Annotated in this window: 24 protein-coding genes and 1 riboswitch; of the genes, 7 read left to right on the top strand and 17 right to left on the bottom strand. The window is 36.1% G+C overall.

Annotation, left to right across the window (positions count from 1 at the left end; all coding sequences use genetic code 11):
• Entirely contained in the window at window positions 1–993 is a 993-nt protein-coding gene (locus ACUXEY_RS14350; protein WP_461300988.1) for a potassium channel family protein, read from the bottom strand.
• Window positions 994–1,088: 95 nt separating this feature from the next.
• On the opposite strand from ACUXEY_RS14350, the gene ACUXEY_RS14345 reads away from it, so the two are divergent.
• The 3 genes from ACUXEY_RS14345 to ACUXEY_RS14335 all read left to right on the top strand — a co-directional run bounded on the left by ACUXEY_RS14345 (window position 1,089) and on the right by ACUXEY_RS14335 (window position 3,933).
• Complete coding sequence (locus tag ACUXEY_RS14345) at window positions 1,089–2,372, top strand: purine/pyrimidine permease (RefSeq protein WP_166704431.1); 1,284 nt, start codon at window positions 1,089–1,091, stop codon at window positions 2,370–2,372.
• Between the two features lie 236 nt (window positions 2,373–2,608).
• Entirely contained in the window at window positions 2,609–3,430 is an 822-nt protein-coding gene (locus ACUXEY_RS14340; RefSeq protein ID WP_166704430.1) for a Cof-type HAD-IIB family hydrolase, read from the top strand.
• 209 nt (window positions 3,431–3,639) lie between these two features.
• The gene (locus ACUXEY_RS14335) at window positions 3,640–3,933 is read left to right on the top strand and encodes a DUF3817 domain-containing protein (RefSeq protein ID WP_048527993.1); all 294 of its coding nucleotides are present in this window, start codon (window positions 3,640–3,642) and stop codon (window positions 3,931–3,933) included.
• 38 nt (window positions 3,934–3,971) lie between these two features.
• Here the strand turns inward: ACUXEY_RS14335 and ACUXEY_RS14330 are convergent, their stop codons facing one another.
• From ACUXEY_RS14330 to ACUXEY_RS14310, 5 genes are read right to left on the bottom strand one after another with little or no spacing between them, the layout of a single operon-like run.
• Window positions 3,972–4,649, bottom strand: a complete 678-nt coding sequence (locus ACUXEY_RS14330; protein WP_166704429.1) for a uracil-DNA glycosylase — start codon at window positions 4,647–4,649, stop codon at window positions 3,972–3,974.
• A 19-nt stretch (window positions 4,650–4,668) separates the two neighbouring features.
• Entirely contained in the window at window positions 4,669–5,661 is a 993-nt protein-coding gene (locus tag ACUXEY_RS14325; RefSeq protein WP_151630136.1) for an ABC transporter permease subunit, read from the bottom strand.
• Window positions 5,654–6,571 (bottom strand): ABC transporter ATP-binding protein, encoded by a 918-nt coding sequence (locus ACUXEY_RS14320; protein WP_461300965.1) that lies wholly within the window; start codon window positions 6,569–6,571, stop codon window positions 5,654–5,656. Before ACUXEY_RS14320 ends, ACUXEY_RS14325 begins: the two co-directional genes overlap by 8 nt.
• Window positions 6,568–7,449 carry an SGNH/GDSL hydrolase family protein gene (locus tag ACUXEY_RS14315; RefSeq protein WP_208326609.1) on the bottom strand — a complete coding sequence of 294 codons (882 nt, stop codon included), beginning with the start codon at window positions 7,447–7,449 and terminating at the stop codon, window positions 6,568–6,570. Before ACUXEY_RS14315 ends, ACUXEY_RS14320 begins: the two co-directional genes overlap by 4 nt.
• Before the next feature lie 10 nt (window positions 7,450–7,459).
• Entirely contained in the window at window positions 7,460–8,437 is a 978-nt protein-coding gene (locus ACUXEY_RS14310) for a LacI family DNA-binding transcriptional regulator (protein WP_461300964.1), read from the bottom strand.
• Between the two features lie 99 nt (window positions 8,438–8,536).
• On the opposite strand from ACUXEY_RS14310, the gene ACUXEY_RS14305 reads away from it, so the two are divergent.
• A complete protein-coding gene (locus ACUXEY_RS14305; protein ID WP_461300963.1) occupies window positions 8,537–9,163 on the top strand; it encodes a YczE/YyaS/YitT family protein in 627 nt (208 codons plus the stop codon).
• Window positions 9,164–9,193: 30 nt separating this feature from the next.
• On the opposite strand, the gene ACUXEY_RS14300 is transcribed toward ACUXEY_RS14305, so the two are convergent.
• From ACUXEY_RS14300 to ACUXEY_RS14290, 3 genes are all read right to left on the bottom strand, one after another.
• A complete protein-coding gene (locus tag ACUXEY_RS14300; protein ID WP_461300962.1) occupies window positions 9,194–10,489 on the bottom strand; it encodes a homoserine dehydrogenase in 1,296 nt (431 codons plus the stop codon).
• Window positions 10,490–10,631: 142 nt separating this feature from the next.
• The gene (metA, locus tag ACUXEY_RS14295; protein WP_166704423.1) at window positions 10,632–11,537 is read right to left on the bottom strand and encodes a homoserine O-acetyltransferase MetA; all 906 of its coding nucleotides are present in this window, start codon (window positions 11,535–11,537) and stop codon (window positions 10,632–10,634) included.
• A complete protein-coding gene (locus tag ACUXEY_RS14290; RefSeq protein ID WP_461300961.1) occupies window positions 11,521–12,819 on the bottom strand; it encodes a bifunctional O-acetylhomoserine aminocarboxypropyltransferase/cysteine synthase in 1,299 nt (432 codons plus the stop codon). Before ACUXEY_RS14290 ends, metA begins: the two co-directional genes overlap by 17 nt.
• A gap of 92 nt (window positions 12,820–12,911) precedes the next feature.
• Window positions 12,912–13,017, bottom strand: a riboswitch (SAM riboswitch).
• A 314-nt stretch (window positions 13,018–13,331) separates the two neighbouring features.
• On the opposite strand from ACUXEY_RS14290, the gene ACUXEY_RS14285 reads away from it, so the two are divergent.
• Entirely contained in the window at window positions 13,332–14,564 is a 1,233-nt protein-coding gene (locus ACUXEY_RS14285) for a chloride channel protein (protein ID WP_429601648.1), read from the top strand.
• 40 nt (window positions 14,565–14,604) lie between these two features.
• Here the strand turns inward: ACUXEY_RS14285 and ACUXEY_RS14280 are convergent, their stop codons facing one another.
• A complete protein-coding gene (locus tag ACUXEY_RS14280) occupies window positions 14,605–15,300 on the bottom strand; it encodes a YjjG family noncanonical pyrimidine nucleotidase (protein ID WP_429601649.1) in 696 nt (231 codons plus the stop codon).
• 106 nt (window positions 15,301–15,406) lie between these two features.
• Here ACUXEY_RS14280 and ACUXEY_RS14275 point away from each other — a divergent pair, with 106 nt between their 5' ends.
• The gene (locus tag ACUXEY_RS14275) at window positions 15,407–16,078 is read left to right on the top strand and encodes a transcriptional regulator YeiL (protein ID WP_461300960.1); all 672 of its coding nucleotides are present in this window, start codon (window positions 15,407–15,409) and stop codon (window positions 16,076–16,078) included.
• A gap of 63 nt (window positions 16,079–16,141) precedes the next feature.
• Here the strand turns inward: ACUXEY_RS14275 and ACUXEY_RS14270 are convergent, their stop codons facing one another.
• The 3 genes from ACUXEY_RS14270 to ACUXEY_RS14260 all read right to left on the bottom strand — a co-directional run bounded on the left by ACUXEY_RS14270 (window position 16,142) and on the right by ACUXEY_RS14260 (window position 19,177).
• Window positions 16,142–16,768 (bottom strand): FMN-dependent NADH-azoreductase, encoded by a 627-nt coding sequence (locus ACUXEY_RS14270; protein WP_000246726.1) that lies wholly within the window; start codon window positions 16,766–16,768, stop codon window positions 16,142–16,144.
• 190 nt (window positions 16,769–16,958) lie between these two features.
• Window positions 16,959–17,606: a response regulator gene (locus ACUXEY_RS14265; protein WP_098089684.1), complete on the bottom strand. Its 648-nt coding sequence runs from the start codon at window positions 17,604–17,606 to the stop codon at window positions 16,959–16,961.
• A 20-nt stretch (window positions 17,607–17,626) separates the two neighbouring features.
• On the bottom strand, window positions 17,627–19,177 hold the full coding sequence (locus tag ACUXEY_RS14260) for a GAF domain-containing sensor histidine kinase (RefSeq protein ID WP_461300959.1): 1,551 nt from the start codon (window positions 19,175–19,177) through the stop codon (window positions 17,627–17,629).
• Window positions 19,178–19,311: 134 nt separating this feature from the next.
• Between ACUXEY_RS14260 and pdxK the strand changes: the two genes are divergently transcribed.
• On the top strand, window positions 19,312–20,136 hold the full coding sequence (gene pdxK / locus ACUXEY_RS14255; protein WP_000174251.1) for a pyridoxine/pyridoxal/pyridoxamine kinase: 825 nt from the start codon (window positions 19,312–19,314) through the stop codon (window positions 20,134–20,136).
• Between the two features lie 78 nt (window positions 20,137–20,214).
• On the opposite strand, the gene ACUXEY_RS14250 is transcribed toward pdxK, so the two are convergent.
• The 4 genes from ACUXEY_RS14250 to ACUXEY_RS14235 all read right to left on the bottom strand — a co-directional run bounded on the left by ACUXEY_RS14250 (window position 20,215) and on the right by ACUXEY_RS14235 (window position 24,524).
• Window positions 20,215–21,270 carry a diguanylate cyclase gene (locus tag ACUXEY_RS14250; RefSeq protein ID WP_461300958.1) on the bottom strand — a complete coding sequence of 352 codons (1,056 nt, stop codon included), beginning with the start codon at window positions 21,268–21,270 and terminating at the stop codon, window positions 20,215–20,217.
• A 144-nt stretch (window positions 21,271–21,414) separates the two neighbouring features.
• A complete protein-coding gene (locus tag ACUXEY_RS14245; RefSeq protein ID WP_461300957.1) occupies window positions 21,415–21,618 on the bottom strand; it encodes a YbdD/YjiX family protein in 204 nt (67 codons plus the stop codon).
• Window positions 21,611–23,686: a carbon starvation protein CstA gene (cstA, locus tag ACUXEY_RS14240; RefSeq protein WP_461300956.1), complete on the bottom strand. Its 2,076-nt coding sequence runs from the start codon at window positions 23,684–23,686 to the stop codon at window positions 21,611–21,613. Before cstA ends, ACUXEY_RS14245 begins: the two co-directional genes overlap by 8 nt.
• Before the next feature lie 121 nt (window positions 23,687–23,807).
• Window positions 23,808–24,524: a LytR/AlgR family response regulator transcription factor gene (locus tag ACUXEY_RS14235; RefSeq protein WP_461300955.1), complete on the bottom strand. Its 717-nt coding sequence runs from the start codon at window positions 24,522–24,524 to the stop codon at window positions 23,808–23,810.
• Window positions 24,525–24,577 lie beyond the last annotated feature (53 nt).

The following is a 24,577-nucleotide window of genomic DNA, read 5'->3' as shown; positions in this document are numbered from 1 at the left end:
TCACCTCTTACTTTGTAGTTCTTTCTCAAATTGTCCCAGCTTCTCTACTGAACCAAATACTATTATCATATCATGTTCTTGTAGTTTTTCCTGCCCCGTTGGATTATGTATAACATTCCCATTTCTCAAAATCGCTAAAATTGTTACATCAAATTGATTTCTCACATCACTCTCGAGTAACGATTTACTAGCTAAAACAGAGCCCTCGCCGACTGCAATCTCTTCAATTACAAATGACTGCTCCATCCCATACAGTACTGTATCAATATAATGAACTGTTAGCGGATTCGCAATACCTTTTGCAATATGAACTCCTGCCATGCTAGATGGATTAATCACCTTATTTGCGCCAGCCCTCTTTAATTTGTCTTCGGTTTCTGGTTTTTCTGCTCTTGCCACAATTTTAATTGCATCGTTTAATCCCCTTGCTGTTAATGTAATAAATACATTTTCAGCATCATTTGCTACGATAGCAACTAAACCAGCTGCCCTTGAGATTCCAGCATGATGTAACACTCGGTCTTCCGTTGCATCTCCGTGTACATACAAAAGTTTTTCCTTCTCTAATATACTTTCATCTTTATCCACGACAACAAATGGAATTTTCTTTTCTTGCAATTCATGTACAACTTGAAGCCCGACTCTACCACAACCACATACGATAATATGATTTTGTAACTGCGCTATTTGTTTATCCATCTTCTTCCTCCGCACTGCGTGAAATAAATTTCCTTCAATAATCATAGCTGCCACTACACCAATTGCATACGTAACGATACCGACACCAACAGGTATAATAAGGAGTGCAAATACTTTCCCTGCTTGCGTTACAGGAACAGCATCTCCGTATCCAACAGTTAATACAGTAATCATCGTCATCCAAAATGCTTGAAATAAACTAATCTCTTCAATCGTCATAAATCCTAACGTTCCTAGAATTACAACAAAGGTCATACATATAACTGCTATCCATAATTGCTTACGTGCATTCATATCGTGTTTCAACTCTTTTCTTTCTCTACAATCTTTGCCAGCGGAAATGAAATACATATATACTAGATACGGAATCTATGAAAGAGGTTGATATAATGAAAACATTTCTTTCCGCCTTACAATGGGCACTATTTATTTTAGCTGGGAGCCTTATCGTACCAATTAGCGTCGCAACTAGTTACGGCCTCGATGGTGCTGAAGCTATTGCATTCGTACAAAGAACATTATTTGTTCTTGGGTTTGCTGGCCTACTGCAAGCTATATTTGGGCATAAACTTCCTATTCAAGAAGGTCCTGCAGGACTTTGGTGGGGGATTTTCTCCCTTTATGCAAGTTTAGGCGTCGTATTATTTGGATCAAGCAATGAAACGCTTAAAGTCCTTCAATATGCCTTCCTATTAAGCGGAATCATTTGTATTATTCTTAGTGTTTTTGGACTTATCGATAAACTAGTTCGCTATTTTACACCGACAGTCATTGGAACGTATTTATTTCTTCTTGTCGCGCAACTTAGTGGGTCCTTCTTAAAAGGAATGTTCGGTCTTGACGGACAACATACAGAAGTACAAGCTGACGTATTTATTCTATCACTGATTGTTATTTTACTATCCTTTTTCATCATGAAGCTACCTATTATTGGACAATATTCAGTTCTTTTCAGTATCGTCTGCGGCTGGATATTATTCGCATGCTTCGGATTATCTAATCCAGTAACACCTGTGACAGATATAATCCGTTTTCCGTCTCTATTTGTTTTCGGAATGCCTCGTATTGAATGGAACATGGCCATTACGGTTGTTTTCGTTACACTACTACTTCTAACAAATATGTTAGCAAGCATTCGTGTTGTGCAAAAGGTTGTTTCTAAATATGAAGAGAATACTGCACCAGATCGTTTCAAACAAGCCGGCATTATAACAGGAATAAATCAATTACTAGGAGGTCTTTTTTCAGCGATTGGACCTGTCGCTATTTCTGGATCAGCAGGCTTTATTGCAACGACTAACATTTATAAACGACTCCCATTTATGTTAGGATCAAGCTTTATTATTCTCGTTAGTATATTCCCAAAGATTACTTCATTCTTTGCGGCGATACCTGTCGCAGTTGGATACGCTGCCATTTATCCTGTATTTGCAAGCATGATCGGTCTTGCCTTCCGCGAATACGAAACGGTGCAGAATAAAGAACGATTATTTAAAGTAGCAGGGCTTTCAATCTTTACAGGCATCGGCGTTATGTTCGTTCCAGCAGGAGCATTTTCTACACTCCCACCATTTCTAGCATCATTTTTAAGTAACGGTCTCGTTCTTGGATCTGTAATGGCAATTTTGCTGGAAATACTATTTTCTCGTTCAACAGAAAAACAACCATCGTAAATTGGAAAACTTCCATTATTGCACTCTATCTTTAGAGTTGTTACGATAATGATACAGTGAAAGCTAATCAGGCGGTATCGGTATAAATTATCATGGGCAACATGCTCATGGTAATTTATACTAACAATATAGAACTTTTCCTAACTTCACAGGAAGAAGTTCGATGTCTTACTATATATTCCCCAATATCTTCATAAAACTTTATTTCTATTTCAACAAAGAGAGGAATTTTCAATATGACTTATAAAATGATTGTTTTAGATTTAGATGATACTTTATTACGTGATGACCATACTATTTCACCTCGTACGAAAGAGGCTCTAATGACTGCACAAGAGCAAGGTGTAAAAGTTGTACTTGCTTCTGGGCGCCCAACGTTTGGTATGCGCAATGTAGCGAAAGAACTTCGTTTAGAAGAATACGGCAGTTTCATTCTATCTTTTAATGGCGCAAAAATTATTAACTGTAAAACAAACGAAGAAATCTTTAGTAGTACGCTATCTCCTGAAATCGTTCACAACCTATTTGAAATTAGTAAAACTGAAGATGTATGGATTCATACTTATATTGGCGATGATATCGTAACAGAAGAAAATAATCCTTATACTGAAATTGAGGGCGACATTACTGGTATGCCAATTGTTGTAGTAGATGACTTTAAAGCTGCTGTTAAAGAACCTGTAGTAAAAGTATTAATGAATAAAGAAGCTGAACGCCTTGTTGTAGTAGAAAAGAAACTACAACAACAACTAGAAGGACAATTAAGCGTTATGCGTTCTAAACCATTCTTCTTAGAATTTACTGAAGCTGGTGTTACAAAAGGAACGAGCTTAAACCAACTGATTCAAAAACTTGGCATTAAGCGCGAAGAAGTTATCGCAATGGGCGATAGCTATAACGACCAAGCGATGATTGAATTTGCTGGTCTTGGTGTTGCAATGGGCAATGCACCTGATGATATTAAAGAAATTGCAAACTACGTAACAGATACAAATATGAACGATGGCGTTGCAAAAGTTGTAGAGAAGTTCGTACTAAAAAACGAAGTACTTGTTTAATATTTTCATTCATAAAACCTATTTGAAGTCAAATACTTCAAATAGGTTTTTATTTAAATTACTATGCTTTTGTGACTATATTTTGAACTTTGCACTATTCTCGTAGTGTAAACTTTCTTTTTGTATATAATGAAACAAAATAGACTATTTTATTTTGAAAAAGAATACAAATTTACTATATACAAGCATACATTAAAGGAGGCTACTTCATGTTATCTACACCAATCGGACGATTAAGAGCAATTGGACTTGTTGAGGGGATTTCTTTCCTACTACTATTATTTGTAGCAATGCCATTAAAATATTTTGCAGGATTTGCAACAGCCGTTAAAATTACAGGTATGGCTCATGGTGTTTTATTTATTCTATTCATCTTTGCAGTAATTCAAGTAACAATCGTACACCGCAAATCAATTGCATGGGCACTTGGGGCATTTGTTTCATCAGTTATCCCATTTGGTACGTTTGTACTAGATGCAAAATTAAAGAACGAACAACAATAATAAAAAGGTAGTTAACGACTGTTAACTACCTTTTCTATTTATAGGTTTGGAATTTCCCAATCAATTTCTCTCTCACCCATATTAGCTAAAATCATATTTACTTTAGAATATGGTTTACTCCCAAAGAAACCACGTCTTGCTGATAATGGGCTTGGGTGTACAGATTCGATAATATGATGCTTCGTATTCGTAATTAACTTTTTCTTCGCCTGTGCATGACGTCCCCACAATATGAAAATAACTGGCTTTTCACGTTCATTTAATAGCTCAATTACGCGATCTGTGAAATGCTCCCATCCTTTCCCTTTATGAGAATTCGCTTCACTTTGTCGAACTGTTAGTACAGTATTTAATAATAAAACTCCTTGCTCTGCCCACTTTACTAAATAACCGTTATTCGGGATTTCATAGCCATATTCATCTCGAAGTTCTTTATACATATTTAGCAAGGACGGCGGTGTTTTAATACCAGGTTGTACTGAAAAGCTTAAACCATGTGCTTGATCCGGCCCGTGATATGGATCTTGTCCTAAAATAACGACCTTTGTCTTTTCATAACTTGTATATTCTAGAGCGTTAAAAATATCTTCTACTTTTGGATAAACAACATGTGTGCTGTACTCTTCTCTCAAAAAATCAGCTAAAGTAAGATAGTATTCTTTCTCAAATTCCGGTGCCAATAATGGCCCCCAATCATTTGTTAAAACATTTTTCATGCTTTCACTTCCCGTCCAATTAATTCACCATATCCTGCTTTGTAAATACTACAAACGAAATAATAAGGGATACAACGGCCCATACAGTTAAATTCATTAAAGAAAACCCCATCGATAAACCTTGTAATGCAGGTAATTTTCCTGATAGATAATCTGTTAATGATAAATTCACACTAAAAATATATTTCGCACCTTCCCAAGATGTTGCGAATGAGCTCAAAATACCACCTGCGATTAATGCGGCTAACATAACGCCCATACCAGCTGGTGTGTTTCGAATTAAAACAGAAACCATAAATGATATAGTTCCGACAACGATAGCAACAAACCAAGCTAGTCCATACGCCATTAATACGTATTGCCATTGCGGAATAAGATGTACAAAATTCGTATTTAACGTTTCCTTATCGATAACAAACCCTGTTAAAACAGGTAAATTCCAGCCCGAGTATCCAAATACAAGGCCTGATAATACGTAAGCAAACAGACCGACAAGGAGCAGTATGAGTGAAATGAAAAATAACATCGTCACGTATTTACTAAGGAGTATTTTCCAGCGCCGAATTGGCCGAGTAAGTAACATCTTCATCGTTCCATCACTTCGTTCTCCTGAAACAATATCAATAGCGACAATCATTACGAGAAGCGGAATAAACAATGTAATTCCTTGCTCAATAAACGCCCTTACAAAGGTTGGTGCGCCCGGTGCCATCGGATTAATATCATGATCTAAATAATATTGTTGTTGCTCCACTCTTACCTTTAACCAATCGCGCCATTCTTCTGGTAATCTAGAGTTGTTCAAGCGGTTTTGAGAATCAACAATTTGTTGTTGCAGTGAAACTTTCCAATCCGTTGTACCGAGTCTTTTTTGTGTCGTTTCTATTTCACGATACTGCGCATACACGAAAAGTGGGATCAAGATTGCTAAAATAAGCATGACAACAAAAATACGCTTCTTACGATAAATTTTCTCCGATTCATTTAAAACTAGATTCGCAAATTCACGCATGCTGCTCACCCCTTGTGAGTTCAATAAATAAATCTTCTAGCGTAAATACAAGCTCCTTAACACTATGTACATCTATCTCGTTTTCTACAAAATGTTTATTCCAACTACTTATAGATGCGATATTCATGCGGCATAGTAGTCGATCACCTTCTATACTCACTTCTCTTACTTCTTCAGCATCTTCTAACATATCCTTTGCCTTAGAAATCGGTGTAACAATCCATTCTACGCGATCACTTGCTGTTTTAATTAACTCTTCAACCTTCGCAACTGTTATCATTTTTCCTTTATGAATAATCGCCACACGATCGCATATCATTTGTACTTCGCTTAGCAAATGACTAGAAATAAACACACTCATATTTTCCTCTTTCACAAGCTTATGTATAAATTCCCTAAGTTCTCTAATTCCAGCTGGGTCTAAACCGTTTGTTGGCTCATCTAATATGAGCAATTTTGGATTTCCAAGAAGCGCTTGCGCAATGCCAAGACGCTGTTTCATACCGAGTGAGTATGTTTTTACCTTATCGTGAATTCTTTCATCCAAATGAACCATTTGAGCAATTTCGATAATACGTTCATCTGATATACCGCCTAACATACGGGCAAATTGTTTTAAATTTTCCCATCCCGTTAAATATGTGTACAGTTCTGGGTTTTCAACGATACTCCCAATTTGACGCATCGCTTCTCTGAAATTTTCCTTAATAGAATAACCGCCGATAGAAATCGTACCTTCTGTTTCTTTAATCAATCCAACTAACATTCGAATGGTAGTCGTTTTTCCGGCGCCATTCGGTCCTAGGAAGCCAAACACTTCTCCTTGTTTTACATCAAAGGAAATATTCTCTACAATTGTCTTCTTTCCAATTACCTTCTTCACGTCTCGTACGGAAAGTATCGTCGTCATTTTACCCCTCCTTGTTCTAGTTTTAATTTACTTGCAACATTTTGAACTAATCGATCCGCCATATATGTATATCCTACTTCATTTGGATGGAAATGGTCGGAGTATAATAAATCTTTCCCGCGGTTTTGGAATAAATCAAATGTCGGTGTAATATACACGTTTTTATCATTTACTGCTAATTTTTCTAAAGATGCATTCCAGTCTACAACGATGTTTGAAGACCCTTTTAAATCTTCTACATCTTCAAAAGGATTATATAAACCTAGCCAAAAAATAGGGCTATCTGTATTTAACTTACGAATTTCTTCTATAATTTTCTTCGCTTCATTCTGGAATGTTTCCGTATCAGGACGATATGTTTCTAAATCTATCTTTCCAAGCGATTCCCACCCTGGAAATAAATCATTTCCTCCAATCGTTAAAACGATTACATCCGCTTGCTTAATTGAATATTGAGCGCCACTACTCTCCATTTGTTTTAATAAGTCAGGCATTTTCGCTCCACTAACAGCTAAATTCGTTAAAGCAACCTTTTGCTTATAATCTTTTTGTAAATCTTCTTTCATCCGTCCAATATAGCCAATTCCTTCTTTATCACCAACACCGCGTGTTAATGAATCACCTAAACTAACGATTTGTAACGTTCCCGTTTTCTTTTTCTCTTTTGCCACTACATCGGTCTTTTTAATTAAATTTGAAGCTTCTGGATTTAATACATCATTTACACCTGAAACAAAGCCATATGCAAATAAACAGAAAGATGCAATTGTAATGAGTAGAATTATTTTTACTACTTTTGATCTCATATCAAAACCCCTTTTAGCCCTCATAGATTGTCCATAATTATACCAAACGCCATTTTGAAAAGCGATTTTCACACCTTATCTATTATGTTGTTTCTCTATGTACTAGTTCTGGTAATAACTCTACGTGCTTTACATCTATTTGCTCATCATTAATCTTTTCATATAATAATTCAAATGCCTTCACACCAACATTTTTACTACAATACGAAATCGTCGTAATGCCTAAAATATCTGCCACATCTTGATCATCACAACCGATAATCGTAATATCTTCCGGAATACGAATGCCTTGTTTTTTCGCTTCCGTTACCATCCCCGCGGCAATATGGTTGCAAGATACAAGAAACGCTGTTGGTTTTACTGACATACGGGTCCATTCCCTAATTACATTACGCCCATCTTCCACTGTAAAACAGCCTTTAAACTTCCAAGCCCCTATCGGTGTTACAGCAATCTGTTGAAGTGAATCTTCATATGCTTGTTTTCTTCTCTGACTATTAATGCTATTACTTCTTCCAATGCAATACCCAATACTTGTGTGGCCCGCATCTATTAAGCTTTTCATTCCGCGCGAAAACACTTTATAGTAATCAATATGCACACTCGAAATGAAATTCGAGTCAATTTCTTCGCACATAACAATAGGGCCGAATTTCGTATATTCTTCAAGCTTTTCCTTACTATTTGTCCGCGAACATATAATAACCCCATCAAGTTTTTTCATTTTTAACATATTCAAAATTTCTAATTCCTTTTCCTCACTATAATTCGTCTGACAAAGCATCATATTATAATTATTCTTTGCTGTTTCCTTTGATATTCCCTCGATAATAGCGCTATAATATTGATCATTTACGTGCGGTAATAACACGCCAATTACATTCGTTTTTCCTTTCACTAAATGAATTGCATTCACATTTTGCGTATAATTTAATTCTTCTATAATTGCTAAAATTTCTTTTCGTTTCTGTTCATTCACATATGGATGATTATTTAGTACACGTGAAACAGTTGAAACAGATACCCCAGCAAGCTCAGCAATCTTCCTTATATTCGTCATCTCATTTTCCCCTTCCCTGCAAAAAATTCTCCCTTGACCTGGTAAGCTTTCCACAATATATCCTTTCCTAGCAAATACTTTTTGAAAGGATATACAACTATGCTTCGACTCAAATTAGAATATATATTTTTCATTGGCGGTCTACTCATTCTCGCCATCGGCATTAATATGATGACGACAATTACTTCCTTTGGACTTAGCCCTTATGATTCCTTCTTTATTGCACTATATCAAAATTTCGGGATTAGTATCGGTTTTTGGATTTTCATGATTAACTTTGCGTTTACCCTTATCGTACTCTTTTGGAATAAAAAACAAATAACGATTGGTACAATTGTAACGATGGTTCTTATTTCTCTTTTTGTTGATTGGATTGGTTCCATTACAACTATTATGGACGCTATCCGTTCTCTTCCAAAATATATAACACTTATTTGCGGAAATCTATTCGTTGGAGCCGGTATTGGTCTTTACGTCTCTACAAATCTTTGCGCAGCACCTCAAGAAGCTTTCGTTTTAACGGTTGCTGAGAAAAAGAAATGGACATTTAGAAGAACCGAAATTTCGCTAGCGTTCTTATTTTTAACGTTAAGCTTTTTATTAGATGGACCTATCTATTTTGGAACAATTATCTTATCTTTTACAACAGGCTGGATTATTCAAGCATTTATTCAAATTGGTACAAAGATTTTAAATAGAAAAGAGCCTATTGAGCAAGCTGCTTAATAGGCCCTTTCTGTTTTATGATACGAGATGCTACTTAGCATCCCCTTCAATTCGGTAATTTGCTTTCAAACAATCTATTTCTTCATACGATTGCAATGTATGTAGAATATAATCATAATCAGCAAGAGACGCACGATGCGTTACAATTACAATTTCAGCCTTTCCTTTCTCTTCAAGTGGCATTTGAATAATCTTTTCAAAGCTAACACCACGCTCAGAGAATAACGAAGTAATTTTTGCAAATACACCAATTTCATCTTTCACATGAAGTCTTAAAAATTTCTTCACAACAATTTCGTCTGGCTCTTTTAATACTTTTTGATATTGCGGGACTACAGCACTATTTCCTGTTACCCCTAATCTAATATTTTGCATTACAGCTACTAAATCGGAAACAACAGCTGTTGCTGTCGGTAAACTTCCTGCACCTGGTCCATAAAACATCGTTTCTCCGACCGCTTCACCATACACATATACAGCGTTATATTCATTTTGTACGGCCGCAAGAGGATGTGTATTTGGAAGTAGTGTCGGTTCAACTGTAACCTCTAATTTTTCACCATCTCGCTTCGCAAGACCGATTAATTTAATCGTGTATCCTAAACTCTTACTGTATTCAATATCTTCTTCTGTAATAGAAGTAATCCCTTTTACCTTCACATCTCCAAGCTCTACATTTGTAGAGAAACCAAGGGTAGCCAAAATCGTCATTTTTCTTGCTGCATCTAAACCTTCTACATCTGATGTTGGATCTGCTTCTGCAAATCCAAGTTGTTGGGCTTCTTTTAACACGTCGTTATATGCTCTCCCTTCATCTGACATTTTCGTCAAAATAAAATTTGTCGTTCCATTTACAATTCCCATTACTTTCGTAATAAGATCTGAAGAAAGTCCCTCTACGATACTTCGTAAAATCGGAATCCCTCCGGCTACACTTGCTTCATAAAACAGATCGGCTTTATTATCTTTTGCTACCGCTAACAGTTCCGCTCCATGTAACGCCATTAAATCTTTATTGGCAGTCACAACATGCTTCCCGCTTTGTAAAGCTTGCAAAATATATGCTTTCGCATCATCAATGCCACCCATTACTTCGATGACAACGTCAATATTCGGATTATCTAAAATTTCATTTGCATCTTGTGTTAATAGAGTAGAAGGTACCTCTACTTCTCTCTCTTTTTCAATATTTTGCACTAGTACTTTCGTTACTTTTACAGGGCAACCTACTTGGTGTATAAGTCGCTCTTGATGATCTGTAATGATACGAACTACACCGCTACCAACTGTTCCAAGACCTAATAAACCAACTTGAATTTCTTTCATAATACTGTCCACCCCTCAAAAATTGTGTTTAGATGAAATTATATGAGTAAAAAATCTGAAAAACAATGTTTTTTGAACATTCGGAAAAATATAGGTTAATCATTACAAAGAAAACGTTGCCACGTGTTACACAATCGTTTTTTTATAATACATAAGGGGTTTCCTGATACACGTAATAATTCAGCCAATTAGAGAATAATAGATTCCCATGACTCCTCCACCTTACAAGCGGTTTCTCATTTGGATTATTATGCTTAAAGTAATTTTTCGGCACATCAATATTTAACCCTTTGTCACGATCTCGTTCGTATTCTTGCTTTAACGTATCACAACTATATTCACTATGACCGAGCGCAAACACTTGTCTTCCTTCTTGCCCAATAACAAGATGAACACCGGCTTCCTCAGAGTTTGCTAATAATGTTAACTCTGTCACCTCTCTAATATCACTCTCTCGTACTTCTGTATGACGAGAATGCGGGGCGAAAAACAATTCATCAAATCCTTGTAACAATTTCACATGTTGCTCACGGACTTCATGTTCAAATACACCGAACATTTTTTCCTTAAGAGGATACTTTGGAACGCCATAATGATGATACAAACCAGCCTGTGCCCCCCAGCAAATATGAAGCGTAGATGTTACATTTGTTTTTGAATAATCCATAATGCGTTTAAGCTCTTCCCAATAATCTACCTCTTCAAAAGAAAGAGTTTCAACTGGTGCTCCTGTAATAATAAGTCCATCAAATTTCTCATTCTCAATATCACGGAATGTTTTATAGAAGCTCGTTAAATGTTCCTGTGCTACATTACGAGACAAATGTGATTCCATATGAAGTAAATGAACATCTAATTGCAACGGTGTATTGCCAATTAAACGAAGTAATTGCGCTTCTGTTTCTTGCTTTGTAGGCATTAAATTTAATATAGCAATTTTCAATGCACGGATATCTTGTGTTTCTGCTCGCTCCTTTGTCATTACAAAAATATTTTCCTCCTGCAACACTTTGCGAGCTGGTAAATCTTTATCAATTATGATCGGCATGTTGTTTGCCTCCGACTAGCGCTTCTTCTAAATCTGCAATAATATCAGAAACATCTTCTATACCAACTGATAAACGAATTAAATCTGATGTGACGCCAGCTAAACGCTGGTCTTCAGCACTTAATTGTCTATGCGTTGTGCTAGCAGGATGTATAACGCAAGTTCGTGCATCAGCTACATGCGTTACGAGAGTTGCGAGTTTTACATTTGCGATAAATTCTTTCGCAGCTTCTAATCCTCCCTTAATGCCGAATGTTAAAACTCCACTAGCACCTTTTTTCAAATATTTTTGTGATAACGAATAATTTTCATTACTATCTAATCCCGGATAATTCACCCATTCAATACGTTCATGGTTAGCAAGCCACTTAGCAACTGCGAGAGCATTTTCACTATGACGTTCCATTCTTAAATGCAGTGTTTCTAAGCCGATATTGCTAATATACGCATTGAATGGGCTCATACAGTTTCCGTAGTCTCTTAATAATTGAACACGTGCCTTCACAATATAAGCTGCTGCACCAAAATTTTGAACGTAACTTACGCCGTGATAACTTGGATCCGGTTCAACAAGTTCAGGATATTTCCCGTTTGTCCAATCAAAGTTCCCTCCGTCAATAACAATGCCACCTAACGAACTTGCATGACCATCAATATATTTCGTCGTAGAATGAACGATAATATTTGCTCCATGTTCGAATGCTTGGCATAAATAAGGAGTTGCTAATGTATTATCCACGATAAAAGGTACTTCCAACTCTTTCGCTGCATCTGAAAACTCTTTGAAGTTTAAAACGTTCATCGCCGGATTTCCTAGCGATTCTGCATAAACGAGTTTCGTCTTATCATTAGCAAGGGCCACAATTTCATCAGCAGTTAAATTTGGATTAAAGAACGTAACATCGATACCAAGCTTACGCAAACTCACTCCAAATAAATTAAACGTCCCGCCATAAACTGTGGAAGAACAAAGCAAGTGGTCTCCGCTACTACAAATATTTAAAACAGCAAGCATAATAGCAGCCTGCCCGGAAGCCGTTGCAACAGCTCCTACACCGCCCTCTAAATCCGCTAGCTTTTGCTCAAATGCAGCTAAAGTAGGGTTTCCAATGCGCGTATATATATATCCTTCCGCCTCTAAGTTAAATAAGGCTGCTAAATCATCCGAAGTATCGTATTTATACGTTGTACTTTGATAAAGTGGCAAAACACGCGGTTCACCATTCTTTGGTGTATAGCCACCTTGCACACAAATTGTTCCTTTTCCCCATGATTCTCCCATCTCTCATTCTCCTTTCTTTTATACAAAATAAAAAACTGCTCCTTTCCTGAAAACAAGAAAGGAGCAGTTTGAAAACACGCTCTAAAGGCTCTTTCTTATCTTTCAGGATTTATTACCTGCAGGATTTGGCACAATTCCGTTATACGGCTGTTGCCAAGGTTTCATCGGGCCTGTCCCTCCACCTTTTCTTGATAAGACTATGCAATTACCGTTGATTTTATAGCAATAATTTCCTAATGTCAATCAGTTTTTCTGAATGTTCTAAATTAAATACAAAGAATTTGACATGCATAACAAAAGAAATATATTCCATATTCATTTGAAAAAGACCTTTTAAAACCCCCGATTACTATATAGAATTAAATACGTAGTTTAACTGTATACATTTCAAATTCTCACGAGACCTCAATATATTGAATAAGCCAACCTCTCAAAAAGATACTATACATATTCATTTCACAGTAGCATATTTAATCCTTTCGACATTAGAACTTACATAACGGAGGTATAACATGACAAACACAAAGAACATGCACTATATACTCGTCCTATACGGCATTCTTTTAGGCTCTATAGTAGGAGCAACAGTCTGGTTATTTTTAGTTACAATAAATATCGGCATTCACTTTATTTGGGAGTACTTACCTACTATTTTCGCTTCTCCCCCTTACTACACTGTTTGCGTAACAACTATCGGTGGTATTCTCGTTGGTTTAACTCAAAAGTATTTCGGTACATATCCACGTCTTATGCCAGAAGTGATGGGTGAATATAAAAAAACAGGTAGAATTGAATACCGCTTTGTACATAAAGCTACTTTAACTGCGATTATCGTTTTAATCTTTGGAGCTAGTTTAGGTCCCGAGGCAGCACTTGTTGGCATTATTGGTGGACTTTGTACATGGGTAGGGGATCGCTTTACATTCGCCTTAAAGGGGATGAATGAACTAACAGAGGTTGGAATTGGTGCTACTTTAAGTGTAATTTTTAACGCGCCATTATTCGGTTATTTAGCTCCAAATGAAAATGAGGGTGAGCAAATTAACGAATTTTCTAAAGGGAAAAAAGCAATTGTATATTTAGCTACTACTTTCGCTGGTTTTTCCGTTTATTTATTACTTAGTAAATTCGATAATCGCGGATCCTTTATCGTTGATTTCGGAGAAGGTTCTCTTTCTCTTAATGAATGGATTGCCTTTCTCCCACTTGCTAGTATTGGCGCTATAGTTGGATTCTTTTATTTCAAATTAGAGTTCACATTAGAGAAATTAATACATCCCTTAAAAGAATACAAACTATCACTTGGTATTATCGGTGGTATTTTATTAGGAATTACAGGAACTTTTCTCCCTTACACGTTATTCTCAGGAGAACATCAATTGAAAGATTTAGTCGTGGAATGGAGCCATTTATCCTTCTGGGTACTACTTCTTTCAGGGATTTTAAAATTATGTATTACTGCCGTTTGTTTAAATACAGGTTGGCGCGGCGGACATATTTTCCCAATCATATTTGCTGGATCTAGTATCGGATATGCTATAGCTTCCATTATCCCGATAGATCCAATCGCTTCGGTAGCCATCGTCACGACAGCAATTTCAAGCTATGCATTAAGAAAACCAATTGCTATAACATTACTATTACTCATGTTTTTCCCGCTCAATTTACTATTACCGATGCTTGGAGCGGCAGCGATTGGTAATGCATTTCCACTTCCTAAAAACAACGAAGCTATAAACGAATAAAATAGGCAGTAGGGACAAAAGTTCCACTGCCTATTTTTCATTACACACGTTGCTTCAATAATGCGTATAACTCTTCAAAATTTTGCACTTCATATGTCGGCACAATTTCGCTATCATTTAATTTCTTTTCTGGATTAAACCAACAAGTATCAATTCCCGCTATATATCCACCTTTAATATCAGCACTTAACGAATCTCCAATAATGAGCCCCTCTTCAGGAGCAAAATTAGGAATTCGTTCAAAAACATAATCAAAATACTCTTTCATCGGCTTTTGGAATCCTGTATCTTCAGAAACGAAAACACCTTGAAACAAGGGATGTAATCCTGCATTACGTAAACGTTTATCTTGCGTCTTAGAAATACCGTTTGTCACTATATATAAATCATACTCACTTTGAATTTGACTTATAAATTCAAATGCACCTTGCATGAGCTGATTTCCTTCTTCTAAGTAGCTACGATAATTATTTTCAAATAATATTCCATTTACCTCTTCCCCGTATTCTTTCAACAAAATCGAAAAACGTGTATTTACGACTTCATCACGATTTATTTCCCCTTCTTCAAAAGCATCCCAAAGACTTTTATTAATTTTTTTATATTGCGCCTCAACCTCTCTAGTTAGAGGAATCCCTCTCTCTTCAAACAGCATACGTAACGCCACTTTCTCAGCCTTTTGAAAATCTAACAATGTATCATCTACATCAAATAACAATGTTTTATATTTTTTCATAAGCCCTTCACACTCTCTTTTCTACAAAAATAAATTTACGTAAATCGTATCATTCCTTCTTGTAAACATAATAGGAGATATCTCATACTAAACATGAGGTGAAAACATGAAAGTTAGCAAACATAGCGAAGAAATCTCTCATTACATGCAAACTTCCAACTTCCATACTCTTTTTTCTTTTAATGTCTTACCGTATGCTGAACTACATTCCTTTCAGAAGAAAGAAAGGATATGTAGTGAAGGAGTTGACGTTCCTTATCTTTATTACTTAATTTCCGGGAAGGCGAAAATATATATGAGTCACAAGAACGGGAGGGTCTCCTTAATTAACTTTATTCAAGCACCTTCGTTCATTGGAGAATTAGGGTTAATTGGGGTGGAATCTGTTACAAAAACGGTAGAAGTAATCGAAGATTGTATATGCTTAGCGCTTCCTCTTAAAGATTGTCAGCATCTTTTGTTGCAAGATGCTACCTTTCTACAGAAACTATGCAAATTTATCGGCGAAAAAACAATTACCCGAACAGAAAGTTACGCCAAAAATAATAGTTATCCGTTCGAAAACCGGTTAGCGGCATTTATTCTATTAACAGAACAAAATAACAGTTATACAGAAAAACATACCGAGGCTTCGGAATACTTAAATGTTAGCTACCGTCATCTTTTATATGTATTAAACCAGTTTTGCCAACAAAATTATTTAAAAAAAGACGGCAGAACCTATTACATACACGACCGGATTCAATTAGAAAAACTGGCTGACGAACTTAAAGTATAAAAAAAGTAGCATTAACGTTTATCTGTTAATGCTACTTTTTTCGAGTGACGATTCTATTTTCAATTAAAATTTACTTGCTACTTTAGCTGCTTCTTCAAGACCAGCTGTAATGATTTCTTCTGCTTTATCTGGGAACTGGTTATGTCCTTCAATAACTACTGTTTCCATATTCGTTGCGCCGAAGAAGCCCATCATGCTTGCTACATATTTAACAGCCATTTCTACTTCTGCTGCTGGACCTTCAGAATATACGCCGCCGCGCGCGTTTAATAATGCAATCTTCTTATCTCCAATTAAACCAACTGGACCTTCTGGCGTATATTTAAACGTTTTACCAGCTCGGTTTAAATAATCAATATATGTGTGCAATACTGCTGGAATCGTTAAGTTCCATAATGGGAAACCGAAAACGACTTTATCAGCTTCTAAGAATTGATTTAAATACTTATCAGCAACCGCTACTGCTTTTGCTTCCTCTTCCGTTAAATCAAATCCTTTACCTGCTTTGAATGTACCATTAATCATATCTACGCCTACATATGGTAATTCTTCTTTATATAAATCAAGTTCTACTACTGTATCATTTGGATGTGCTTCTTTATAGTTTGCTAAAAATGCCTCGTATAATTTCACACTAACTGCTTGTTCCGCTGGGCGGTTGTTTGCTTTTACAAATAAAACTGTTGCCATTATTTTTCCTCCTAATACTCACTCTTATGTTGTTATATGCTTTTCAAAAAGGTATCCCTTGTAATCGTTGTTTTGTTGCTTACAAACATATTTTATCTTTATATCAAGACAATTTCGTCCTCACATAGACGTATTTTTCCATAAAAAAAGTCCACCTTCTAAAGGCGAACTAGGTCTTACGACTTTTGTCTTATACAATTCCATTTTTCACTGCATATAATGCCGCTTGCGTGCGATCAGATAAATTCAACTTACTTAAAATACTACTTACATGAGCTTTTACCGTTTTTTCTGTAATAACTAAAACAGAAGCGATTTCTTTATTACTCATCCCTTTCGCTAATAGCTGCAACACTTCATTTTCTCTCGCCGTTAGCACATCCACTTGAATAGAAGGTTCTTCCTCCTTTTCTTCTACAGGTAATGTTTGAGAAAGAAGAGCATTTGCTATATCAGGATGTAATTGAATATTACCTTTATATGCGCTTCGAATCGCTTCAACAAGTTGATCCGGTTCTACGTCTTTTAAAATATAGCCGCTTGCTCCTGCCCTTAATGCTGGTAAAACATGTGCCTGATCAGAAAAGCTAGTTAATACAATTACTTTCACATCCGGATATTCTTTTTTAATACACCCTGTCGCCTCAACACCATCCATTTCGGGCATATATAAATCCATTAGTACAACATCAGGATGTGTCTCCCCTACTTTCACTAATGCCTCTTTCCCATTACTTGCTTCTCCAACTAGCTCTAAATCTTCCTGTGTACTTAAGAAAAATGCTAATCCTTTTAAAACAACTGTATGATCATCAACTAACAATACTTTTATTTTCACGAACTTCCCTCATTTTCACATCATAATGGTACGTTTATTTTTACACTTGTTTTTTTCTTGTCACTTACAATTTTAATTGTTCCACCAATTAATTCTACTCTTTCGCGCATCGTAGTCATGCCAAGTGATTTCTTCTCTTTTATATTCTTTTCTACAAAACCGTTTCCTTGATCGACTATTTCTAATGATACATTCTTCTCCGTCACTTTGAAATAAATCGTCGCTTCTCTAACATTCGCGTGTTTACTTACGTTATTTAAAGCTTCTTGTCCAATTCGCCATAGCGCTTCCTCTACTACGCGCGGCAAATCACGAACGCCTGTAACTTGTTCCCTAATTTTCAGTCCCAAGTTTTCACCGTACTGCTTTAAAGCTGGTAATAAGCCTTTTTCTAATCCTGCCGGACGAAGCTGCCAAATTAATGTTCTCATTTCCTTTAAAGCTCCTTGCGCTAGTTCACGCATCTCATGCAAAGATTGATCTACCTTTTCATTTTGACCTTTTAAAACAGCTTCAGCACCTTTTGTCATAAAGGTTAATGAAAATAATTTTTGCGAAACAGAATCATGTAAATCCCTCGCTAATCGGTTTCTTTCTTCCATTCGTACGAGTTCACGGCGCTGTTCGTTTAACCTTAAATTCTCTATTATTAAGGAAACGTGGTTCGATAATGCTTGAATCACATCTATTGTATTAACATCAAATTCTCCATTATTTAAACTAACACATAGAACACCAAACATATGATTTTGAATATGTATTGGCGTAGCAATAACAGCTCCATTTAGATGTTTTACTAGAACTGGCTCATCTTGTTCTAACGCCTTCTTTGCCGCTTCTTTTACACCCTCTTGTAACTCTCCATGACCATAAGAAGCTCGCAAAGATAATTCTATTTCTTCCCTAATAAAAAATGCCACTTGATTCCACTGAAATACTTCACCTACGTGATTTACCACTTTTTCAGGTAATACATTAAACTTATGAATCGTTTTTAATGCTTGAATAAACCGCTCCAATTTCACATAATAATGTGCTCGTCGCTTTTCATTTTCATATAATTTTGTTCGCTTTAAGGCCGTCCCAATTTGGAAAGCAACTGATTGGAGCAATACTAATTCTTCTTCTGAAAAATGCGTTTTACCTGGGCTTGCTACATTTAAAACACCAAATTTTTCTCCTCCAGCCTTTACAGGAACCGTAGCATGATGAAGGATCCCTTCTGTATCTCCCCAATTATATTCAATCGCATTATTAATTCTTTTACATTCAATAATATTAACCGCTCGCTCTAATTTTCCATCCACAAAGCCACGTAAACACCAACACTCACCTTCACACATCGGGCGTTTGTTTTCATATGTAAGTGCCTCTGGTAACTGGTAATCGATTAATTTCGTATATCTCCCATTTTCATCCGCAAGAAAAATCCAACCCGTCGTTAGACCCGTTACACTAAGCAATTTTTCTAGTACCGCTTGCAGTACATGGTACGTATCATTTGATGTATTTAGTGTTTCTGCAATTTCTTTTAATATAACTAATTCATTTGTACGATTCTCTTGAAACATAATTCGTCTCCTACATACAAGATTTTACATAGCCTCTAACATAAATCATCTACTTTTCACTTTGTACTTATTCGTAACATTGATATAATGGTGAAAACATAGTTTTCATTATATCACCTGAGGGGGCTTTCATAATGACATTAAATAAAGCACTTACTATCGCTGGTTCTGACACAAGTGGCGGTGCTGGTATACAAGCAGATTTAAAAACATTCCAAGAACTTGGTGTATACGGAATGACATCTCTTACGACAATCGTAACGATGGATCCACATAACGGTTGGGCACATAACGTATTCCCAATCCCAGCTTCTACATTAAAACCACAATTAGAAACGACAATTGAAGGTGTTGGAGTAGATGCTTTAAAAACAGGTATGCTCGGATCAGTAGAAATTATTGAAATGGTTGCAGAAACAATCGAAAAACATAATTTCAAAAATGTAGTAGTTGATCCTGTTATGGTATGTAAAGGTGCTGATGAGGCATTACATCCTGAAACAAATGATTGCTTACGTGACGTTCTTGTTCCAAAGGCATTAGTTGTAACACCAAACTTATTTGAAGCTTACCAATTAAGTGGCGTAAAAATTAATTCTCTTGAAGACATGAAAGAAGCAGCGAAAAAAATCCACGCTTTAGGTGCGAAATACGTCCTAATTAAAGGCGGTAGCAAGCTTGGTACAGAAACTGCTATCGACGTTCTATATGATGGAGAAACTTTTGATCTTCTAGAATCAGAAAAAATCGATACGACAAATACACACGGCGCAGGTTGTACATATTCTGCTGCAATTACAGCAGAACTTGCAAAAGGAAAACCTGTGAAAGAAGCAGTAAAAACTGCTAAAGAATTTATCACAGCTGCTATCCGTTATTCATTCAAGATCAACGAATACGTAGGCCCAACACATCACGGTGCATATCGTAAATTCGTTGCATCAAAAGAACTTGTCTAATATATAAATGAAAACACCCACAGAGTGTGTATTCCTTCTGTGGGTGTTTTTTTATAAATTCTTCTGGTCATCCTATCTTTAAGATGCAGAACTAACCTGATTTCTACCATTTCTTTTGGAGTAATATAATGCATCATCAGCAGCTTGAATAAATTGCTCTGGTGATTCTTCATATACTGAAATACCTACTGAAACTGTAATTTTTATGTTTTTTCCATTTAACAATTGGAATGAATGGTTTTCAACAGCTGTACGTACTTGTTCTCCCATATGCATTCCATAAGCTAATCCCTTTTTCGGTATCAAGAGCGCGAACTCTTCTCCACCCTTTCGAAAAGCCAAATCTGGAAACGTTGAAATTTCTCTTAAAATATACCCTATTTGTTTTAACACTTCGTCTCCCGCAGGATGCCCGTACGTATCATTTACACACTTAAAGTGATCAATATCTATAAGTAGTAAACAAAGTGAATCATTTTCCATACGCTTATTACCAATATGACGATTCATCTCTAAATCAAACTGTCTTACGTTCCCTAAACCTGTCAGTGCATCTATCGTTGCATATTGCTTCATCGTTTGAAATAACTCATTGGATTGCAATACATAATTTGCGCTTATAAATGTGATATATGCTGCAACACTACTACAAACTACATATAATGCTACTATAGACATATCCTTAAATAAAATAGAAAGTGGCACTACTAAAATAAATAAACTATATACATTAAACAAGATCCATCTTGTAAATATAGAAGATTTCATCTGCCAAATGAAAGTAATCCCAGCACCTATCAATACAATCGTATAACAAGCCAATTCAGAAGCTAAAGAATACTCGGTTAAAAATAAACGGGTAATCAAAATAATAATAACTGTTATACTACTAGCTATTGGACCTCCGATTATAATTGCCAAAATAACCGCTAAATAACGTAGATCCAACATAATATTTTCAATATGTACACCAAAATACATCAACAGTACACTTAATATTCCAGTAAGAATACCTACTACACATTTCTGCCACAAAGAGAACTCTTCTTTTAAAGGTTTATCTCTTAAAATCTGACCTCCAACAAAAATAAAGGAAAGAATAATTGTTGTATTTACAAATAAGTCCCTTAACATAAAATAATCTCCCTACTTTTCTATCTATCCCTTTCCTTATTTTATTGTATACGAGATACCTATAATTCCCAAAGCTTTTTATTTATTTTTGCTGTTCCACGTGAAACAGCAAAAATAAAAAAGGACGAAAATTCGCCCTTTTCATTAACAACAACGTGATATCTTTCCACCCTTTGCATTAAATCTAGCTTCTTGCGCTTCTGCAAAAAACTGTTTTTGACATACAACTGCTTCTTCTGGATGATGCTTTTTCATATGCTCTACATATGTTTCATAGCTTGGTACCCCAACGAGCAAACTAATAAAGTGTTTTCTTTGTCCCCATACTTGCCGCAATTTTTTAAGCATAGTTCCTCGACTCACTTTCATCTCTAGGTATATATGGTGCCTCTTTTAGCGGCATCGGCTTATTTCTTAACACTTGAATCCAAATTCGAATTGCAGAAATTAATACAGCAATTACAACGATCATAAAAATCCCGCAAAGCGCTGCATCAATATAATCATTAAAAATAATTTGTTTCATTTGAGCGACATTTTTAGCTGGTGCTAACACTTTTCCCTCATCTAATGCCCCCTGAAATACCTTTGCATGAGATAGAAATCCTATTTTAGGATTTTCATGAAATAGCTTTTGATAACCCGCCGTCATCGTTACAATAAGCAATCCGACAGTCGGAATAAGCGTCACCCAAACATATGCCTTTTTCCCCATTTTGAACAAAATTGTCGTTCCAAGTAATAAGGCAATACCTGCTAACATTTGGTTTGCAATACCGAAAAGTGGCCATAATGTATTAATTCCACCAAGCGGATCAACTACCCCTTGGTATAAGAAATACCCCCATCCTAATACGCATAACGTTGTAGCTATTACATTTGCTAATGTAGAATCCGTTTTTCCAAATGGCTTATATACATGCCCTAAAATATCTTGAATCATAAATCGACCTACACGCGTTCCAGCATCAATTGTTGTTAAAATGAATAGTGCTTCAAAGAGGATTGCAAAATGATACCAAAATGCCATCATGGCCGTTCCACCTATTACTTGCGAGAAAATATATGCCATACCTATCGCTAACGTTGGCGCACCACCTGTACGTGATAAAATCGTTTGCTCACCGACGTTTATAGCGAGATCTTTTAGTTCATTTGGTGTAATAGCAAATCCCCATGAAGAAATAACTTGAGCTGCCTGCGAGACATCCGTACCGATAAGTGCTGCGGGACTATTAATTGCAAAATAAGTGCCTGGTGTTAATACACAAGCTGCAATCATCGCCATTGCCGCTACAAATGATTCCATTAACATTGCTCCATAACCAATTGGCTGCGCGTGCCCCTCTTGTTCAATCATTTTTGGCGTCGTACCTGATGAAACGAGAGCATGGAATCCAGACACCGCACCACAAGCAATTGTAATAAATAAGAACGGGAATAAGTTTCCGGAGAATACTGGACCAGTTCCATCGATAAATTTCGAAACTGCTGGCATTTGTAAATCTGGCGCTACAATTAAAATACCGATCGCTAACCCTACAATTGTTCCGACTTTTAAAAATGTGCTTAAATAGTCACGCGGTGCTAAAAGCATCCAAACCGGCAATGCTGATGCGATAAATCCATATACAATAAGCATAATAGCAATCGTTTCACCACTAAATGTGAACATACTTGCAAGCGTTGGATGTTCTGCTACATACTGTCCTCCGATAAGAGACAATATAAGTAGAATAATTCCGATTGCTGATCCTTCACCAACCCGTCCAGGCCTGATGTAGCGCATATACACTCCCATTAAAATAGCGATAGGAATTGTCGCTGCTATTGTAAACATTCCCCAAGGGCTTCCGACAAGCGCCTTTACTACTACTAATGCTAATACCGCTAATAAAATAATCATAATACCTAAAATACCTATCATTGCAATAAGCCCTGTAACAGGACCGATTTCATCTTTAATCATTTCTCCTAAAGATTTACCATTTCGTCTCATCGAAGCAAATAAAATTACAAAATCTTGCACAGCTCCAGCGACAACTACACCAACAATAATCCATATTGTTCCTGGTAAATATCCCATTTGTGCCGCCAAAATCGGCCCTACTAAAGGCCCCGCCCCAGCAATTGCTGCAAAATGGTGTCCAAATAATACCCACTTATTTGTCGGAACATAATCTTTTCCATCATTTAATGTATGGGCTGGCGTTTGCCGATTATTATCTAAACCGAATACCTTTCTCGCTATAAATCTACTATAAAAGCGATAAGCAACTGCATACACACATACCGCAGCTACTAAGAGCCACACTGCATTAATAGTTTCACCTTGTGATAAAGCTATTACACCAAAAGCACCTGCTCCTACTGCTGCAATAACTCCCCAAAGTAAAATCGACTTCAATGTTTTCACATACAATCCCCCCAATACTATTTCTTAGTGGGATTGTACTAAATTTTCTGAATATTTAATTTGAATCCTCCCTATCATGAAGGATTTTTAGTTTATCATGTTAAAATTTTCGCATTATCTGCTACAATTCAATTTTATTTCGGAGTTTTTTCACATAATTACGACTAACTGGAATTGGTTGCTCATCATATTTATCTAAATACAAATTATATGTGCCATTATAATAAGGTTTTAGTTCTTGTACATATGACATATTAATTAAATAGCTTTTATGCACACGTAAAAAATCATATGCATTCAGCTTATTTTCCAGCTCCTGAAGTGTATATGTTGAAATATACTGATTATTTGTTGTATAAATTGAAACCGTTTTGTTTTCCTTATTTTTGCTTACATATACAATATCTTCAGGGAAAATATACCGAATCCCCTCTTGACCTTCTATCGGTAGTTTTCGTAAATAACTCTTTGCTTTCTCGCCTTGCTCTTTACTCATTCTATATAAAAGGAATTGCAAATCTTCTTCGCGAAACGGGCGTAGTAAATAATAATATGCTTGAAAACGAAATGCCGTAATGGACTCTTCGATATCTTCACCCATAAAAATAAATTTCGTATAAAAATTTACTTCACGTAATAAACTTGCATATTCAAAACCTGTTCCATCTAGTAATTTCGAATTTAAAAAAACAAAATCCGGTGTATGCTTTTTCATGATAAATAATGATTCTGTTCCTGTGTTTGCTTCAAAACATTCTACATTCCTTATATTTCCAGTAAATTTTTCAGCTAAACTTCTTCGCTCTTCTGCTTCTTCCATGATTAGTAAAATTTTCATTTCTTCAACCACCTAATTCTTTTGTCCGTATGTCCTGTTGTATACATTCGCTT

This window comes from Bacillus sp. F9_6S_D1_P_5 (assembly GCF_054823925.1).
Note: the sequence above shows the minus strand (reverse complement) of the source record. Positions and strands in the feature narration are given on the sequence as shown.